Annotated in this window: 14 protein-coding genes and 1 pseudogene; 6 read left to right on the top strand and 9 right to left on the bottom strand. The window is 64.2% G+C overall.

Going from position 1 to position 18,397, the window contains the following annotated elements; all coding sequences use genetic code 11:
* Positions 1-251: 251 nt before the first annotated feature.
* Entirely contained in the window at positions 252-1,568 is a 1,317-nt protein-coding gene (locus LA343_RS03365; protein WP_025401756.1) for an ISL3 family transposase, read from the bottom strand.
* Between the two features lie 442 nt (positions 1,569-2,010).
* On the opposite strand from LA343_RS03365, the gene LA343_RS03360 reads away from it, so the two are divergent.
* Genes LA343_RS03360 through LA343_RS03350 form a run of 3 tightly spaced genes read left to right on the top strand, consistent with a single transcriptional unit; the run spans position 2,011 to position 5,026 of the window.
* Positions 2,011-2,790: an SDR family oxidoreductase gene (locus tag LA343_RS03360; RefSeq protein WP_025401952.1), complete on the top strand. Its 780-nt coding sequence runs from the start codon at positions 2,011-2,013 to the stop codon at positions 2,788-2,790.
* Positions 2,791-2,793: 3 nt separating this feature from the next.
* Entirely contained in the window at positions 2,794-3,999 is a 1,206-nt protein-coding gene (locus tag LA343_RS03355; protein WP_025401951.1) for an acyl-CoA dehydrogenase family protein, read from the top strand.
* Positions 3,989-5,026 carry a phosphotransferase family protein gene (locus LA343_RS03350; protein ID WP_025401950.1) on the top strand — a complete coding sequence of 346 codons (1,038 nt, stop codon included), beginning with the start codon at positions 3,989-3,991 and terminating at the stop codon, positions 5,024-5,026. The genes LA343_RS03355 and LA343_RS03350 overlap by 11 nt, the downstream gene beginning before the upstream one ends.
* Before the next feature lie 27 nt (positions 5,027-5,053).
* On the opposite strand, the gene LA343_RS03345 is transcribed toward LA343_RS03350, so the two are convergent.
* Positions 5,054-6,667 (bottom strand): AMP-binding protein, encoded by a 1,614-nt coding sequence (locus LA343_RS03345; protein WP_025401949.1) that lies wholly within the window; start codon positions 6,665-6,667, stop codon positions 5,054-5,056.
* A 630-nt stretch (positions 6,668-7,297) separates the two neighbouring features.
* Between LA343_RS03345 and LA343_RS03340 the strand changes: the two genes are divergently transcribed.
* Both LA343_RS03340 and LA343_RS03335 read left to right on the top strand, forming a co-directional pair.
* Positions 7,298-7,798 (top strand): phosphoribosyltransferase, encoded by a 501-nt coding sequence (locus LA343_RS03340; protein ID WP_025401948.1) that lies wholly within the window; start codon positions 7,298-7,300, stop codon positions 7,796-7,798.
* Positions 7,728-9,605: pseudogene (locus LA343_RS03335) on the top strand (choline/carnitine O-acyltransferase). The gene LA343_RS03340 and the pseudogene LA343_RS03335 overlap by 71 nt, the downstream one beginning before the upstream one ends.
* A 217-nt stretch (positions 9,606-9,822) precedes the next feature.
* Here the strand turns inward: LA343_RS03335 and LA343_RS03330 are convergent.
* Entirely contained in the window at positions 9,823-10,647 is an 825-nt protein-coding gene (locus tag LA343_RS03330; protein ID WP_025401947.1) for a GNAT family N-acetyltransferase, read from the bottom strand.
* A gap of 3 nt (positions 10,648-10,650) precedes the next feature.
* Positions 10,651-11,940: an adenylosuccinate synthase gene (locus LA343_RS03325; RefSeq protein WP_025401946.1), complete on the bottom strand. Its 1,290-nt coding sequence runs from the start codon at positions 11,938-11,940 to the stop codon at positions 10,651-10,653.
* 231 nt (positions 11,941-12,171) lie between these two features.
* Here LA343_RS03325 and LA343_RS03320 point away from each other — a divergent pair, with 231 nt between their 5' ends.
* Positions 12,172-13,047, top strand: a complete 876-nt coding sequence (locus LA343_RS03320) for a hypothetical protein (RefSeq protein WP_025401945.1) — start codon at positions 12,172-12,174, stop codon at positions 13,045-13,047.
* A gap of 84 nt (positions 13,048-13,131) precedes the next feature.
* Here the strand turns inward: LA343_RS03320 and LA343_RS03315 are convergent, their stop codons facing one another.
* The 5 genes from LA343_RS03315 to LA343_RS03295 form a co-directional block, all read right to left on the bottom strand.
* The gene (locus LA343_RS03315) at positions 13,132-13,773 is read right to left on the bottom strand and encodes a response regulator transcription factor (protein WP_039910844.1); all 642 of its coding nucleotides are present in this window, start codon (positions 13,771-13,773) and stop codon (positions 13,132-13,134) included.
* Positions 13,773-14,978, bottom strand: coding sequence for a sensor histidine kinase (locus LA343_RS03310; protein WP_025401943.1), 1,206 nt, complete (start codon positions 14,976-14,978; stop codon positions 13,773-13,775). Before LA343_RS03310 ends, LA343_RS03315 begins: the two co-directional genes overlap by 1 nt.
* 66 nt (positions 14,979-15,044) lie before the next feature.
* Positions 15,045-15,821 carry an ABC transporter permease gene (locus tag LA343_RS03305; protein ID WP_025401942.1) on the bottom strand — a complete coding sequence of 259 codons (777 nt, stop codon included), beginning with the start codon at positions 15,819-15,821 and terminating at the stop codon, positions 15,045-15,047.
* A gap of 182 nt (positions 15,822-16,003) precedes the next feature.
* Positions 16,004-16,936 carry an ABC transporter ATP-binding protein gene (locus tag LA343_RS03300; protein ID WP_081737393.1) on the bottom strand — a complete coding sequence of 311 codons (933 nt, stop codon included), beginning with the start codon at positions 16,934-16,936 and terminating at the stop codon, positions 16,004-16,006.
* 229 nt (positions 16,937-17,165) lie between these two features.
* Complete coding sequence (locus LA343_RS03295; protein WP_025401940.1) at positions 17,166-18,386, bottom strand: FUSC family protein; 1,221 nt, start codon at positions 18,384-18,386, stop codon at positions 17,166-17,168.
* Positions 18,387-18,397 lie beyond the last annotated feature (11 nt).

Genomic DNA, 18,397 nt, shown 5'->3' with positions numbered 1-18,397 from the left:
GCGAACACCATGTCCATCCCCTGAACCGTTGACCGCAGCCACACCAACGAACCCGACCGGATACCACCTTGCAACGGCAAAACAGACTCCAATATCCACACCCATCAGCCGATCATTAGTAACGTTACAGGCCATCGGTCAAAAACCTCGGCGACAAACCTTCTCAGCTATAGAAAGAGATGATTTCTTCCTGAATTGCATTACTGAAAGGCATTTTCCACTCACCATGCCGTTTGCCGGCTCTTCACGATTTAGAGTGCGTTGATCCGGTTGTGTATCTGGCCGGAGTGGATCAGTGACCGCAAGATGTAGTGGTTGAGATTCCTGAACCCCAGAGCAATCCCGCGTAGATGCTCGAGCCGTCCGTTGATCGCCTCGACCGGACCGTTGGACGCCCCGATATCGAAGTACGCCAGGACATCCTCACGCCGACGCCACAATGTCCGACCCAGTTGCGCGAGCTCTTCCAGCCCCTTCGGTAGGCCCTTACGAATGCTGTTGATCACCCTGCTCATGAGCTTCTTGCCCTCCGACTTCTGCGGATGCCCGTAAGCCGCAATCATGTCCTGATAGAACATCCAGGTCACCTCCAGGGCCACGTATTCGTCATCGGTGGCCCACAGCATGTCCAGGCGCTGCTTCTGCCGCTCGGTGAGGTAGTCCGTCCTGGTCAGTAGCGTGCGACGGTGCTTGTACAGCGGATCGTCCTTGCGGCCCCGGTGTCCGGTGGTCTCTCGTTGGAGCCGTTGCCGGCATCCGGTGAGTTTGTCGGCTGCCAGATGCACCACGTGGAAGGGGTCCATGACCTTGGTGGCATCCGGGAGCATCTGATCGACGGCTGAGGCGTAACCGGTGAAGCCGTCCATGGTCACCACCTGCACATTTTCCCGGAAAGCAGGATCGCGTTCCTGCAGCCAGGTGCGCAGCACCTGTGCACTGCGGCCGGGGCGCATGTCCAGCAGTCGGGCAGGGCCACGGCCGTCGACCAGGGGCGTGAGGTCGACGAGGATGGTCACCAGACTGGATGGCTGACCTGACTTTCGGGTGTGTTTCCATACGTGCTCATCCACCCCGAGGATGCGCACCCCGTCCAGATGCGGAGAGTCGTCGTAGACAAGCTTGCGGCAGGCCTCGAGGGCGACCTGATTGACCAGCTCCCAACCCACGCCGAGTGCCTTGGCGGTGGCAGACACGCTCATCCGGTCGACCGCGAGGCGCTGGAGGATCCAGCGGGTCACCCGGTGGGTGAGTTTCGCTCCGTCATCGGCGCAGCTCAGTGTGGCCTGGAAGATCTTCCTGCCACAGGAGGCATTCGTACAGGTGAAGCGGGGCACGCGGACGTGCAGACGGGTCGGGAACCCGACCACCGGCAGATCGACGAGACGGCGAAGGACGTGGTCGCGAAGCTTCCCGGATTGTGCGCAGTCAGGGCAGGTGTTGCTCGCGGACACGGGTGTGGCGTCGATGATGGTGATGTTTCCGGCGTCGGCGGCACCGGTGATCGTCAGGCCGATCTCGGCGGTGCGGCAGATGGTGTCGGCGACGAGGTTGCCAGTAGTAGGCTGCACAGTAGGGTCCTGGTTCGGTTGGATGGAAGCGTCGTAACTCTCATCTTGTACCGGCCAGGACCCCTATATGTTGTGCCACCCCGAACCCCACCCCGCGGTCAACTACGCACTCCGAAACGTGAAGAGCCACCGAAACTCCGAAGACGTCAGCGAACGCTAACCGTTCATGACGATATACCCTCATTGACAGAATCTTCTCAGTGACATTGCACGATTTTCTCAGGAAATGTTTCGGCCGTGTTACGTTACGATCTCAGCACGATCACATCAGCAGGTAAACAGTTGTCGAAAACTCCCAGATTTGCGTTACAACTTCTCCCATTTTCACTCTAGGAAACACCCCCACTTAGGGCTACTTGCCCCACCTCCGCAATGAATTTTCCTCTGCGCAAAAACCCAAATCTCGCTCAATTGAATCTAGATTCACCCTAAAATGTGGAGCATGACCTCATACGACTTCACAGACCGCATCGCCTTGATCACCGGCGGCACACGCGGCATCGGGTACGCCACCGCCCGGTTGCTCGCAGCCTCCGGCGCCAACGTCCTCATCACCGGCCGCAAGGAAGACACCGTCGACTCCGCCGCCACCGCGCTCACCAACGAAGCCCGCACCATCAGCCCCCACGCCGGCCGCGTCATCGGCACCGCCGCGCACGTTGCCGATCCCCAAGCCGCCACAGCCGCCTGTGCCCTCGCCACCGACACCTTCGGCTCCCTCGATATCCTCATCAACAACGCAGGCACCAACCCCGCCTTCGGCCCAGTCGTGGCCCAATCGGCAGAAATCATGACCAAGGTGTTCCAGATCAACACCATCGCCCCGGCCGTCTGGGCCGGAGAAGCAATCAAGGCAGGCTTGGGCAACCGCGAGGGCGCAGCGATCGTCAACGTCTCCTCCATCGGCGCGCTCACCATGGAGGACCACATCGGCGTGTACAACGCATCAAAGGCAGCCCTTATCCACCTCACCAAACAAATGGCACGCGAACTCGCCCCCGCCATCCGCGTCAACGCGATCTCCCCTGGCGTGGTGCGCACCAAACTCTCCGAAGCCCTCTGGAAAAACGACGAAGCCGCTGCAGCCAAGCTCAGCCCCTTGCGCCGCATTGGCGAACCAGAAGACATCGCTGAAGCCATCGCCTTCCTCGCCGGCCCAGGCACGCCGTGGATCACCGGTGAAAACCTCGTGGTCGATGGCGGAATGCTGATCGGCGGTTAACCCATGGACTTCCGCCCCTCCGACCGCAGCCTGGACTACCAGCGCCGCCTCACCGCCTTCATGGACGAATGCGTCTACCTCGCCGAACCCATCGCCGCCCGCCAAATGGCCGACTCCGGCGACCCCCACCACTACCCCGCCGTGCTCGATGACCTCAAAGCCGAGGCCCGATCCCGCGGCCTGTGGAACCTGTTCCACCCCCACCGCGACCCGGGCCTCAGCAACACCGACTACGCCCCACTCGCCGAAATCATGGGCCGGTCCATCCACCTCGCCCCCGAAGCCTGCAACTGCAGCGCCCCGGACACCGGCAACATGGAAATCTTCGAGCTCTACGGCACAGACGAGCACAAGGAAAAATATCTCCGCCCCCTCCTCGACGGCACGATCCGCTCCGCGTTCGCCATGACCGAACCCGGCATCTCCTCCTCCGACGCCACCAACGTCGCCATGTCCATGAAGCGCACCACGGGTGGTTTCATCCTCAACGGCCGGAAGTGGTTCACCTCCAACGGTATGCACCCGCACCTCGAGGTCATGATCGTCATGGGCAAAACCAACCCCGAGGCAGAGGTGCATCGCCAGCAATCAATGCTCGTGGTGCCCGCGCACGCTGATGGCGTCACAATCCTCAGAAACCTCCCCGTCTTCGGCTACCACGACCGCGAAGGGCACGCCGAAGTGGAATTCGCGGACGTGTTCGTGCCGGACAAGGACATCCTCGGCGGCGAGGGCGCAGGCTTCCGCATCGCCCAAGACCGCCTGGGTCCCGGGCGCATCCACCACTGCATGCGCTCGCTGGGCATGGCCGAACGCGCGCTGGAGCTCCTATGCACCCGCGCGCTCTCGCGATCCACCTTCGGCACGCGGCTAGCGGACCGCGACAATATCCGCGATCAGATCGCCCAAGCCCGCATCGACATCGAACAAGCCCGGCTGCTGACCCTCAAGGCCGCATGGATGATGGACACCGCAAGCAACAAGGAAGCCCGGCAGGAAATCGCCGCGATCAAGGTCGCCGCCCCCGCCGTGGCGCTGCGCGTGGTGGACCAAGCCATTCAGGTCTTCGGTGGCGAAGGTGTCACCGACGACACCCCCCTCGCCGCCATGTACGCGGGCCTGCGCACCCTCCGCCTGGCCGACGGCCCCGACGAAGTACACCGCATGACCATCGCCCGCGCCGAATTGAGGAAATACCGTGACCGCTAAATCTTCTCCGTTCGACGCCGCCACGTTAGCCACCTGGCTCGAGCACGTGGCCGGCACCCACGGACCCGTCGACCTCGAACGCATCGGGTCCGGCCAATCCAACTTGACCTACACCGCCACGGACACCGCTGGGCGGGCCGTGGTGGTGCGCCGCCCACCGCTGGGAACGCTTGCCGCCAGCGCCCATGACGTCGCCCGCGAAGGGCGCATCATGGCCGCCCTAGCTGATACCGATGTTCCCGTGCCGCGCATCTACGGCACCACGCACGACGTCGCCGACGTGCCAGTCGTCGCAATGTCCGCGGTGGAGGGCATCACGGTGGCGTCGACAACAACATCAGAAACACTCAGCCCGCACGTGCGCAGGACCATCGCCGACGGGCTCATCAGCGCCATGGCCGCCATCCACGCCGTGGACCTCGACCGGGTGGGACTCGCCGACCTCGCCTCCCACAAGCCCTACGCACCGCGGCAGCTCCGCCGGTGGGCCGGGCAGTGGGAGAAAACAAAAACACGCGACCTGCCCGCACTCGACGAACTCACGGCCCTGCTCACGCGCTGCCAACCCGACCAACAGACCACCGTGCTCGTCCACGGCGACCTGCACCTCGGCAACGTCATCGCAGACCCGCAGACCGGCGCGATCAATGCCGTGGTCGATTGGGAACTCACCACCCTCGGCGACCCGCTGGCCGACATCGGCTCACTGCTGGCCTACTGGCCCACCCCGGATGGGCTGAAACTCCCCGGCTTCGAGGCCGCCCTGGCACCCGGCTTCCCCACCCCGGACGAACTGGCGCAACGCTACTTCACCATCACAGGCCGCTCAGAAGAATCCCTGGGCCCGCTGGGATTCTGGCACGTCCTGGGCCTGTGGAAAGTCGCCATCATCGTGGAAGGCGTGGTGCGCCGCGTCCAAGACAACCCCTCCAACCGCGCGGTCACCGGCGCGCCCACCCCAGAAATGGTCGAATGGATCGTGGGCTACGCGCACACGATGGCGGCACGTTACGGGCTCGCGGCGTAGGGAGCGGCTAGAGGTGCGGCACCAGCTTTACACCTCGGGAAGGGAAGCCTTGAGGTCCTTCCGGAGGATTTTGCCGGTGGAGGACTTGGGGATGGCGTCGAGAAAAGAAACAAACCGAACCTTCTTATACGGAGCCACGCGCTCAGCAACCCAACCCAGCAACTCCTGCTCATCGATGGTGGCGCCACCGGCCGCGACCACGAAAGCGTGCGGCACCTCCTCCCCATCCTCGGCGCGCCGCTGACCGACCACAGCCACGTCCGCGACATCCTCACGCGAAAGAATCAGCGCCTCCAGCTCGGCAGGAGCCACCTGGTAACCCTTGTACTTAATGAGCTCCTTCGCGCGATCAACCACGTAGGCATTGCCCTCGTGATCGAGGTTGACGATATCGCCCGTGCGCAACCAACCATCGGCGAGGAGGGTGTTGCGGGTGGCCTCCTCATTGTTGAGGTACCCCAGCATCACCTGCGGGCCGCGGACCCACATCTCGCCGGCCGCGCTGCGCTCGCCGGGGTTGGTCGGCGGGGCGATCTCCGCCCACTGCTCGATCGGGGTGTCATCGCTGAGCTCCATGACCTTGAACTCCGTGTTCGCCACGGGGGAGCCGATGGAATCCAGCGGAGAGACCCGCGCGATGGAGTTGTGAGTCACCGGCGACGTTTCAGTCATGCCGAAGCCTTGGACCACGACCACGTCGAGGCGCTTTTGCACGGCCTCCGCGAGGCTCTTGTCCAGCGGCGCGGCACCGGACTGAATGTACTTCAACGCCGAGAGGTCGTACTGACCCACCATCGGATGCTTAGCCAGCGCGACGGCAATGGGCGGGGCGATGAAGCTGAAATCAATGCCGTATTGCTGGTGGAGCTGGAGGAACTGTTCGAGGTCGAACTTCGGCATCGTGACGATGGCGCCGCGGATGCGCAAGGTGCTGTTGAGCAGCACGTTCATGCCGTAGATGTGGAAAAACGGCAGCACGCCCATGACGGTGGAATCCGCGTGCAGGCCGATATCCTGCAGCGCCGGGGCGACCTGGCGGATATTCGCCGCGAGGTTGTAATGGCTGAGCATCACGCCCTTGGGGATGCCGGTGGTGCCGGAGGAATACGGCAGTACGGCCACATGGGTGCGGGGGTCGATGTGTGGGTGCGGGGCCTGCGCGCCTTCCGCAAGCATGGACTGCCGACCGCCTTCCGGGGCGAAGAGGTCGATCACTGAGTTGTCGGGGAGGCCGGCTTGGGCAGCTCCCCCGCGTGCAGCTTCGGCGAGCGGAGTGGCCGTGAGCACCAGCGTGGCGCCGGAATCCTTCAACTGCTTGGCGATATCAGCAGCCGGAGCGAGGGACCCCACCGTGGTGACGGTTGCCCCGGCGCGCATGATGCCATGAAACGCCACCACGAACGGCAGGGAGTTCGGGCAGTGCAGCGCCACGACATCCTTCGACTGCACTCCGCGGGCGGCGAGGGCACCGGCGAAGGCATCGATGGCTGCGCGCAGCTCGCCGTAGCTGGTGGTGGTGCCCGTCAGTGGGTCGATGATGGCGGGCTTGGATTCCTCCTCCGGGCGCAGGTCAGCGAAGACGGCATCGTACACGGACTCTTCGCGGATATCGACGGCTTCGCGCGGGCTGGAAATCGGCATGAGTGTGAGTGAGCCTTTCGTGTTGTTGGGGTGCTACGGGTTTGTGTTGTTGGGGTTCTGATTACGGGGGCGTAGCACGGAGTTTGCGTTGTTGGGTATGGCGGGCGGCTCAGAGGTCTGGCTGGCTTTCTGCAGACATGCGCCACCTCATTGTGATGCGAATCACCGGTAACTCTACCGATAGGCCGGTGGAGCGGAGCCGAATTGGCTGAATCCCGGCGAGAGGCGAGCTGCAGGCGCTCAACCCGCTGAGAGTGGGGGTCACAGAAGGTCGCCGGAATCACGGAAAATGAAGAAAATGAAGAGGAAAAGCAGCACCCAAGACCCGACGCGCCCTCCAAGCCCCCCAGGTAGCACAAGTGCAGCGAAAATATCTACCGAAGGGGTACGTTCGAAGCCCGGAAATGTGCATGTTCGTCCATACATTCGCTGCACATCTGCTACACAGGACTAAGGGGCACCATCCGGGGTGCGTTAGGCCTTACGGGGCGTGAGTCAGGGCGCCAACCGGGGCGCGTTTGGGCCGTGGGGCGCCACCCACCGCACGGCACCACGCTCACCCACGCTCACCCACCACCACACAACACCACACCCACCCCGGCCAACCACCCCACGCGCTAGAGTTTCACCATGGCCTATCACGCAGATTCCTCAGACCTCCAAGACAAGGAAGTCCTCACCTGGGAGGGCTTCGGCCGCGCCAACCGCGAGCTCGCGCAGCAGATCGTCGATTCCGGCTTCGAGCCGGAGATCATCATCGCCGTCGCCCGCGGTGGCCTCGTCCCCGCCGGCGCGCTGTCCTACTCCATGGGCGTGAAGCTCTCGGACGCCATCAACGTGGAGTTCTACACCGACGTCCACGAAACCCTCCCCGACCCCGTGCTGCTGGAGCCCCTCCTAGACACCTCCGCCATCTCCGGGAAGAAGCTCCTCGTCGTGGACGACGTCGCCGACTCCGGCCGCACCCTCGACCTCGTGCTCAAGCTGCTGGAAAAGCACGGCGCCGAGGTTCGCTCCGCCGTCATCTACGGCAAGTCCCGCTCCGTCATTTCCCCTGATTATGTGTGGAAACACACCGATGAGTGGATCGTTTTCCCCTGGTCTGCGGAGCCCCCGGTCACTAAAATGTAACGGCATGGTCGATAACCGCGCCGCACTGAAGTCCCTGCCTGTTCCCGAGCTCAGCGCCACCCTCCGGTCGCTCCACACCGTGGTCTCCGCTGTTGTCGACGCCCCAACGCTCGCAACCACCGATCGCACCATTCGGGACTTCGCCGCCTCCCCCGGCCCGGAGCTGCAGGAAGCGCTGCTCCGCTTCGCGGCAGAGAAAGACTCCGCCGATTCCAGCTGGCTGGCAAACCGCTGGCTGCAGGACTACCTCACCGTGCGCGCACCGTTGCCCCTGGCCACGAACGTGGGCTTCCAGATCAACCTCGCCACCAACTCCACCGGCCTGGACCGCGCGGTGGAGCTCATCGGCATCCTGGCGCGCCTACACCTGCTGCAGGCCGACGGCCGCATGCCCGAGGAACGCGACGCCCGCGACCAACCCATCGACGCCGCCCAGTGGCGCTGCTTCAACGGCGCCCTGCGCCACCCCGCGCCGGACTGCGACACGGTGACCTTCTGCGAGCTCGATGAAACCTCCCGCAGCATCGGCGTGCTCGCCAACGGCCACATGTTCGATGTGCAGCTCACCGATGCTGCCGGGCGGCTCGCCAGCGATGATGCGCTGCGCGGCGCGTTAGAGTCCGTGTTGTCCCAGGCTGCTGGGGAACCTGGCCATACCACTGAGAGGTCTTATGTTGGTTCGGGCGGTTTGGCGTCGGATATAGAAAGGCTCCGTGACAGCGACGCGTACCACACGCTGCAGAACCAACTGTTCGCGGTGAACCTGCTGGAGCTCGACGTGACCGAGGCGGAGGCGCTGCGGCGTGTGGCGTTCGATGCGGGGCACGCGTGGGTGTACCGGCCGATCACGTACCAGATCAATATCGCGACCGGCGGGCAGATCGACGATTTCGCGGCGATGCACGTGGAGCACTCGACTGTGGATGGGGCGACGCTGGTGACCGCGATGGTGCGGGCGCAGCAGATCCGCGATGGCAAGTTGGAGGCTGGGGTGACTGGTGAGACGGCCGGGGAGTCTTGGGCCGGGCCGCTGCCGGTGGAGGAGATGACGTGGGAGGATCAGGGTGCAGGCGCTGAGCCGGACGTACGCGAGATTCCACAGCGCGACCTGCGCGTCGACCTCGTGCAAGTTCCGCGCGTGCCGAACGCCGAGCTGCCAATGAAGTTCAGCGCGGACGCCATGAGCCAGCTGATCCTGTCCATCGCTCAGGAGCTGACGTACGGGCGGATCCGGGCTGTGTACGAGGCCGTGGACATGCGCGAATACAAGGCCGGACGGACCGAGTGTCTGCGCGCCGTGACGCCCGAGGCGGTGGCGTTCGCGCAGACGCTGGTGCGGGGTGGGCGTGGCAATGGCAGTGATGACGGGGCCGACAGAAGTGGCAGCTGCGGTGACGAGACTGCTGGTGAATCCCTGGCGGAGCTGCTGCGCGCCGCACTCGATGCGCACCGCAATTGGGTGATCGGCTGCAAAACCGGCAACGGCATCGACCGCCACCTATAGGCGCTGGCGTTTACCGCGGAGAAGGAGGGGCTTGGCTCCCTCGACCTCATGGCTGATCCGGGCGTGATCGCGGCGCGGACGGACTTCCTCTCCACCACGTCCATCGGCTCGGATCGGCAGATCGTGCGCTACGTGTTCGCGCCGACGGTGCCGAACGGCTTCGGAGTGAACTACACGCCGGGTGCGGAGAAGATTGAATACTGCCTGACCTGGGACGCCGCCACGGCGGAGAAGCCGGAAGAGTTCCAGCGCAACCTTGCGCGTGCTGGGGAGATGTTGACGTCGTTCTTGCGTGGCATGTAGGCGCGCACAACAGAACTGCTGTGTACGAATGCCGTGGTTTGTGAATTTTCGCCTTCGGAAAGCCTAGGTGATCACATGTGAAGCACGGGATGCGAGCGCTTCACGTGTGACAATGTTGTGTTTTACGCAGTCTCAGAAAATGCGACCTGGGGTTTTGCACAGGCATTTTCCACAGAACACAACATTGTCACATCTGTCGCCCCTTGCTGAACGGCACCTACAGCAGGCGGTCGAGGGCGCGGTGGGCAGCATCGGCAGTGAGCGGCACGCCGAGCACGTCGGCAAGTGCGGGTTGGTGGCGTTCGTCGGCGCTGACCATCCAGGCATCAGCAGTGCTGTGGGCATCGAAGGCGACAAACATGCCGTCTTCCTGCGCGTGCTGGATCTGCACCCAGTCCACACCACCGGCACCACCAGCGCCCAGCGCCAACCGCAGCAGCTCCCGCAGCTCCCCGGCATCCTGCACGCGCACCGCGAAACCATTAGACGCCGCAAACACCCAGTCCACCGGCACCAACGTCCGGAAGAAGTACAGCGATTCACCCACGCGCCCGTCCGGATACTCCCGCGGCGCCTCATCCACGTGCGAGAACACCGCCCCGGCGCGCTCCACTCCACGCCGCGAGGCCTCGTTCTCCGCATCCATCCGGAACCACACCCCGCGCACTCCGCGCCGCGCCAGCTCACCGAACAGCATCATCTTCAGCGCAGGGTTATACCCCCTCCCCCGTTCCCCAGGCAGAACGTAGGTGAACCCCAGCGTCACGTGATCTGCGCCCACGTTGGCGTCGTATATAGAAGTCTGCCCCACGAACCGCTCACCCGCGAACAACCCATACGTGATGCGCCCAGGAGCCTCGACAAACTCGTCCAGCGGGAAGACGGAGCGCGTGTAATAGCGGAAGAGCTCCTCCCGCTCGGCCTCTGTGGTCGACGCCACCACGTACCCCTCCACCTCAGCCGCCAACGCGGGATCCAGCCGGCGCAGCTGCAGGTCGCCGGGGCCGTCGATGACCTCGGGGAGCGAGGCCACATCAACCACGAGCTAGTTCTCCATCACGTCGTGCACAACGATGGTCTGATCGCGGCCCGGGCCCACACCGATGTAGGAGATCCGGCAGCCGGACAGCTCCTCCAAGCGCTTCACATAAGCCTGCGCCTTCTCCGGAAGTTCATCGAAGGTGGTGCAACCGGTGATGTCCTCGTCCCAGGCAGGCATGGTCTCGTAGATCGGCGTGGCGTGATGGAACTCGGTCTGCGTCATGGGCATCTCATCGTGGCGCACGCCGTCCACGTCGTAGGCCACGCAGATCGGGATCTCGCCGATGCCGGTGAGCACGTCCAGCTTGGTGAGGAACAGGTCCGTGAAGCCGTTGACGCGGGAGGCGTAGCGGGCGATCACCGAGTCGTACCAGCCGGTGCGGCGCTTGCGGCCGGTGTTCACGCCCACCTCGCCGCCGGTGGTCTGCAGGAACTCGCCCCACTTGTCGAACAGTTCCGTGGGGAACGGGCCGGCGCCCACGCGGGTGGTGTAGGCCTTGATGATGCCCAGGGAGCTGGTGATCTTCGTGGGGCCGATGCCGGACCCCACGCACGCGCCGCCGGTGGTGGGGTTGGAGGACGTGACGAAGGGGTAGGTGCCGTGGTCCACGTCCAGCATGGTGGCCTGGCCGCCCTCCATGAGCACGTGCTTGCCTTCATCGAGTGCCTTGTTGAGTTCGTATTCCGCATCGATGAGCATGGGCTTGAGGCGGTCGGCGTGGGAGAGGAAGTAGTCCACGACCTCGTCGGCGTCCACGGCCTTGCGGTTGTAGATCTTCACGAGGATCTGGTTCTTCTGGTCCAGTGCGCCTTCGATCTTCTGGCGCAGGATGGACTCGTCGAGCAGGTCCTGGGCGCGGATGCCCACGCGGGAGACCTTGTCGGCGTAGGTCGGGCCGATGCCGCGGCCGGTGGTGCCGATGGCGCGCTTGCCCAGGAAGCGCTCGGCCACGCGGTCCATCGCCACGTGGTACGGCGCGACCAGCTGGGCGTTGGCGGAGACGCGCAGGCGGGAGGCGTTGGCGCCGCGGGCTTCGAGGCCGTCGATTTCCTCAAACAGGGCCTCGAGGTTCACCACGCAGCCGTTGCCGATGACGGGGGTGGCGTTTTCGGAGAGCACACCGGCGGGCAGGAGCTTCAGCTCGTACTTTTCGCCGCCGACGACCACGGTGTGCCCCGCGTTGTTGCCGCCGTTTGGCTTGACCACATAGTCCACTTTGCCGCCGAGGATATCGGTGGCCTTGCCCTTACCTTCATCGCCCCATTGAGCGCCGACAACAATGATCGCTGCCATGTGGTAAACACGTCCTCACTGATTGAATAATTGTGCTGCGTTTTTCGCCGCACTCATGCGTGTGCATGCTCGTACATGCGTGTGCATACTTGAGCCCACCTCAAGCTGCGGCGGTTGGCGCGGAAGTGTTCGCGCGTTTTGCCGGAGCGTATGGTGGGCACAGGCTGGGCACAGACGTTGCATTATTTTACTATGAACACAAGTGTTTCACGAAAGTTTTAGGCGATAACCATGCTGTTTCTCTTGCGCTGTGGGGTTCCCGACGATCGGCAATTGGACACACCGATCCTGCCCGGCGAGCGCGTCGAGTCCGTAACTATGCCAGAGGTTCCCGGTCGCCGCGACCTGAAAATCTTCGATCCACTGCCCAGCCAATACACTGGCGGGGAGACTGAGTCGCTGGAGGAGCTAACGCAGCGCCCGGACGTGTCCTACCAGGGCACGCCGAAGCCCGATCCGCACCAGGTCACGGAGCGTGTGCGCGTGATCGTTCATGGCACGGACGCTGCGCTGGCCGCGGTGGTCTCCAAGCTCATGCGCATCGATGCGCTGTGGGTGGAGGTGGCGTATGTGCCTCTGTCGCCGGATTCTTTGGTCGCCACGGTCTGGGGTATCGACGCCGCAACGCATCCCCGAACCCTCCTCCATTCCGCGCTGACAGCCCCCGCTGTCTCGGTGCCGCTGATTCGGGACGACCACGGATTGGTGACTCTGGGCCTCGCGGAGATTACTGGCCCCATGCGGGAGGGCGAGGTGCAGCCCCTGGTCGGCGAGGTGATCGTGGACTCGGAGACGCTCTACGCCCACGACGCCACCGGCCGCGACAACCACGGCCGCAAAGCCGTGTTCACCAACGGGGTGCGCATGGTGCCCACGCCGGATGCGCCCGGCTTGGCGGCGGTGCAGCGCCCGCCACTGCCCCGGCGCGGCCTGTTCGGTCGGATCAAGCGACCGGTGGCGGCGGAGCCGTCGGTGCTGCAAGGCCGGGCGCTGCAGGCCGGCGGCGAGGACATGCGCGTGGTCCGCGACGGCACGGAGCACCCGCGGCCGCTGCAATCGGTGACGTTCTACCGGCACCTGCGCGACGGGCAGTTCGTGCGCTTCTAGCGCCGGGGCTGGTTTGGGCTGGGGCTGGTTTCGCGCGGCTGGTTTGGGCTGGGGCTGGTTTCGCGCGGCTGGTTTGGGCTGGGGCTAGATCCACCCCTTCTCCGCCGCGATCTTGTAGGCCTCAAACCGGTTCGCCCCGCCCGTCTTGCTCATGGCCGAGCTCAGGTAGTTCCGCACCGTCCCGGGCGCCAGGCACACCACCTCCGCGAGCTGTTCCACGCTCTGCCCATCCGGCACCAGCTCCAGCAGTTCTTTCTCACGAGGTGTGAGGGGGCTACGGGTGGCCTCGAACGCGGCGGCCGCGACCTGCGAATCGATGTAGCGCCGACCCTGAAATACCGTGCGGATCGCGGTGGCGAACTCCTTGGCCGAGGCCGTCTTCGGCACGAAGCCGCGCGCCCCAGCCGCCAACGCCCGCTGCATCCCCTGCGGTTGTGCGTGGCTGGTCACAATTAGCACGCCGATGTCCGCTGGTCTTTCCGCTGCATCTCCTGCCGCGCACAGCCGCTCGGTCGTGGCCACCCCGTCAATGCCCGGCATGTGCAGATCCACCACGCACACGTCCACCGGGTGCACGCGCGCCCAATTCACCAGTTCTTCCCCCGAGCCGAAGGTGGCGACCACCTCGATATCGGCCTCGAGCGACAGCAGCGTTGCCAGCGACGTAGCAATGAGCGTTTCATCATCCGCAATCGCCACGCGCACGGGCGCTTCACCGTTCTGCATCAGCATTCCTCCCCGCTCGTCTGTGCGTTGCCTGCACCAACTGCGTCCACTCCGTCTCCCTCATCCGCGCCATCCCACCGAACACTCACCGCGAACTCGCCGCGGTCACCACGAGCGACGCTAAGCCTTGCCCCCATCAGAGCACACCGGCGCCGGATCGCCTCCAATCCGGACAGCGGTCGCATGTCATCACCCGCACCGTCGTTCGTGATGGTGATGGCTTGTGGCGTCAGATCACAACGAACCCACGAAGCCCGCGCATGGCGCACCACATTCGTGGCCGCCTCTCGGATAAACCAACCAATCATGGTGTCCTTCTCCGCGCCAAGGTCCGGCAGTTCGCCGGCTATTTTTACCTCGACGCCACTACTTTCCAGCAACGACCGGGCACCCTCGAGTTCCACGGTGGAACTGACCGTGCGGTAGCCGCGAACAACGTCGCGCATCTGCTCGGACGAGTCCCTGATCAAGGATTGCAGGTCGCGGAGTTCATCGTGCAGGCGGGGATCGTCGGCATCGGCAAAGGCCATGGCAAGCTGGGTTTTCAGCGACATGGCGGCGAGCTGCTGGCCCAGGGAGTCGTGAAGTTCCTGGGCGATACGCAGCCGCTCTTGCGAGAGCTGCAGTGCGGATTCGACTTCGTGAGAGCGCTGCTGACTCTTCAATGCGTCAAAGGACCACTGTGAAAACCACGTACTGATTGCGCCAACCACGGGCCAGATCAGCACAAGGAGCCCCAGCCATTGAGCCGGGTAGATCAGAGCCACAACGATGGCTAGGGTGAGCAGCTTCGAGTGCGAAACCCACGGGATCACGGCGAACCCCGCGAACAGTGAGCTCCACAAACACAGCAACAACCCGACCCAACGCCACGGCAGGTCTGCCCACACGACGAGCCCCAGCCCGCCCGCCGTGCCAAGAACGGTCACCGCAGTTTCCAGGCGCAGGACTATCGCAAAGCGGCGCAGCTCGGCCGGGGTCGATTCCATGCGCAACGCCGGCGCCCACATCATGGACAGCAGCCCAAGAATGCACGCGGGAGCGGACAAGAGGGCGGCGACCACGGCGGGCCAGGTTGCGACGTACTCGACCACGTACGAAATGTAGGCCACAGCGCCAAACACCGCGACAAACAACGCCGTACCAAGGAGACTGAGGCGAGTGAGCGCGGCAAGCGTGGCGGGGTTTCTGCGAGAAAGTTTCATCGTAGATCAGATCCTAGCGATGAAGGTGGACAGCCATTGCACAACAACCAGACGTTCATCCGAGAACTAGCGCGGATCCCAGCGCATCACGCGCTGTGTCACATAGACAAGCGCCACGCACCACACCACCAACTGAATCGCCACTAAACCGCCTTCGCGGAGGGTGTCGGCGAAGCTCTTGGACATGGGATTCTCACCAGGTTCCGGAGCGACCACCCCTGCCCAACCGATGTTGACGAGGTCGAGCATGAGGCCGAAGGGGTTCTTCTCCCCGATAACCTGCAAGGCGTCGGGAAGGAAGGGACGAACCATGGTGAGCGACAGCATCGCGAGAATGACAACGGGGAAGGACGTGACCTGCGCTGCCTCAGCATTTTTGGTGTATGTCGAGGTGATGAACCCTGTCGTGGCCCCCAGGACGATTCCGCACAGGACGGCCAGGATGTAGAAGCCAACGTTCACCGGTGGGGCGGACCCCATCACCATGACGATGATGGGCGTGACGATCGCAGCAATGAGGACAAACACAGCGGACGGCATGCAGATGGCGATGAGGATGTCGCGGTCACGGGCCTCGCCGGTGCGCAACCTTTTGAGCACCCCCTCATCGCGGCGGGTGGTGGCCATGGACAGCACGGAATAGAACAGCACATAGGTCACGGCCATGAGCAGTAGCAGCTGAAGGGAAAAGGCGGCGGCGACGCGCGCCTTTTCTGGCGAATCGCTACCGCCGACTGACCCCATGGTGCTCAACGGGATGAAGATGAGAACGAGGATCACCATGAAGACGATGACCTTGTTGCGGCGAAACTGCTTCCACTCGCCGAGGGCAAGCGGCAGCATGCGGTTCTTCCTCGGGGAGCGAGAATGTGGTTCTCGGGTGGGAGCTGACGTGGCAGTAGGGGGCGTGGCGTTCATGGGGAAGGTCCTTTCTGGTGTGAGCTGGATGGTCGGCACAAATGCAGTGGACGGGTTGCAGCTGATGCGAATGCAGCTGACGTGACTGCAGGGGGTCAGGACGTGACCTAGGCGCTTTTCGCTAGCGGCGCAGAGACGCCTTCCCCAGCGATCTGCATGAACACCTGGTCCAAGCTGGCTGGGCGGGCGGCAAAGTTCGGCAAGGCGATGCCGAGCCGTTGCGCGTTGCTCAGGACGGTAAGCGCGTCCTCTTGCAGCGCCTTTGTGGAGACGGTGACCTGCTGCCCGCTGTGGACGATCCCACTGGCGCGTACTCCTTGAACAAGCTGGTCAAGGGCATCAGGCGCGCATGCGAAGGTGATCTGGGCGGGCACGGTGCTTTTCAGCTCGGCGACGGTGTCGCTGATGTGGATCTTGCCGCCGTCCATGATGGCGACGCGGTCGCACAGGGCCTCGGCCTCTTCCATGTAGTGGGTGGTAATCATCATGGTCAGCCCGCCCTGGTTGAGCCTGCGCAACAACTCCCACGTTCGGTGGCGGGATTCCGGGTCCAGGCCCGTGGTCGGCTCGTCGAGGAACAACAGCTCGGGATCTCCCACCAATGCGCACGCAAGGTCCAGGCGGCGCTGCTCACCACCGGATTGTGACCCGACGCGAACATCCGCGCGATGCACCAGGTCAACATCGTGGAGAACATCCTCCGTTGGCCTGGGGTGGGTGCAAGTTCCGCGCCACACGGTCATGGTCTCTCGGACCGTGAGCTCACGTGGCAGGCCACCGGACTGCAACATGATGCCCATTGCGGGGCGCACCAGCTCGCGATCCTTCAGCGGATCTCGGCCAAACACTTCGACGGTGCCTTCGGTGGGCGCGTTCAGTCCCTCGAGGACTTCCAGGGTGGTGGTTTTGCCGGCGCCATTGGTTCCGAGGAGGCCGAAGATTTCCTGGTGCTGGACGGTGAAGCTCACATCGTCTACGGCGAGGAAGCGCTGTGCTGCTCCCGGGAACCACTGCCTTCCAGTGGTGTAGGCGCGGCTCATATTCCGGACGGTCACGGCGGGTGCGGCCGGTGAATGGGGTGAGCCGGGAGAGTTGGGCGCTGCGGAGGAATCGGTGCTGGAATTCGTCATACCTCCACTGTCGCGAACCGTGCGCGCTGGCCACAGTGTGCTTTGCCATGACTTTCCCATGACATTTGTCATTCCCCTGTCATGTTCCCTGCGGCGCTACCGCTGCAACGATTGCCTGCGCGCACACCCGCTGCACAGGTTATTCGCGTACCTCGGGCGGCAGCCACGGCTTATCCACCGTGGGCACGAGGGTAGCCAGGGCCGATTCCCGGGAGAAGCCACACACCTGGAGGGCATCCACGATGATGCTGCGGCATTGCGCCAACACCACCGTCCCGCTAAGCCCGGTGTTGTCCGCGATATCCAAGGTGGCACCGGCGGCCAGGCGCTGCAGGTTGCGGATGATCTCCGGGATCTCCACGGCTTCCTCGCGGGTGCCGCGGGTGCCGCCTTCGGCGAAGAGCGCGCCCAGGTGCCCCAGCTCGTCGGAGATCCCGCGCACCAGCTCGATCATCTCCTCCGGCGGGGTGACCCCATCGGCGATCATGGTTTCGGCGCGGCGGGCGAGCACGCGTACGTTGCGCATCACGTTGTCCACCGGCACGAGAATGCGTGTCATGGACTTCGTGTACCTCCGCGCGGTCCAATAGACCGGGGAGACCACCACGGCCTCCGAGCCGCCGTCGACGTTTTGCAGCAAAGCGTTGACGGTCGTCTGCGTGCCTCGCGCCGTGCGCAGCGCGGTCGCAATTTTCTCTCGGCTACCCCTATCCATGCCCGTAGCCACATCGTCTAGAACCAGCGCAGCCTTGGAAATGAGCGTGGAGACCTCACGGCGCGCCGGTTTCAGCGGGGAACTTGGCACCACGGCCATCACCACAATGCCGATCACACCACCCACCAGCGCATCGATGACGCGGTCAAAGGACGCCGAGGACCCAGGCGGCAACAGCGTGGCGATCAGCACCGCCGTGCTGGACGCCTGGAAAGCCACCGTGGGCGACTTATCCACGAAGGTCGCCACCACGATCGCCACGAACACCACCACGGAGACCTGCCAGTACCCCGAGCCGATGTTGGAGATCACCAGGTCGCCGATACCCACGCCCACCGAAGCGCCGAGGACCAACTCGAAACCGCGGCGCAGCTTCTTGCCCGAGCTCACGCCCAAGCTGAGCACCGCGGCGATCGGGGCGAAGAACGGCTGGTGGTGCTGGAACACGTTTTCCGCCACCCACAGCGCCAGGCCCGCGCCGATCGCGCACTGCAGGGCGAAGATCCACCCCTCGCGCACGCGCATGAGCCCCTTCACGGGCGCGACGCGCCGCACATTGCGGGCGGCTGCGCGCACGCCGGGACGCAGGCGAGCTGCCGGCTCGCCCCACTTCTCCCGGGCACTCAAGGGTTTATCGGAATCCATGTTCCCCAATC

Source organism: Corynebacterium falsenii, from assembly GCF_020099275.1.
Taxonomy (GTDB): Bacteria; Actinomycetota; Actinomycetes; order Mycobacteriales; family Mycobacteriaceae; genus Corynebacterium; species Corynebacterium falsenii.
This window is presented reverse-complemented; position numbering and strand designations above follow the sequence as displayed.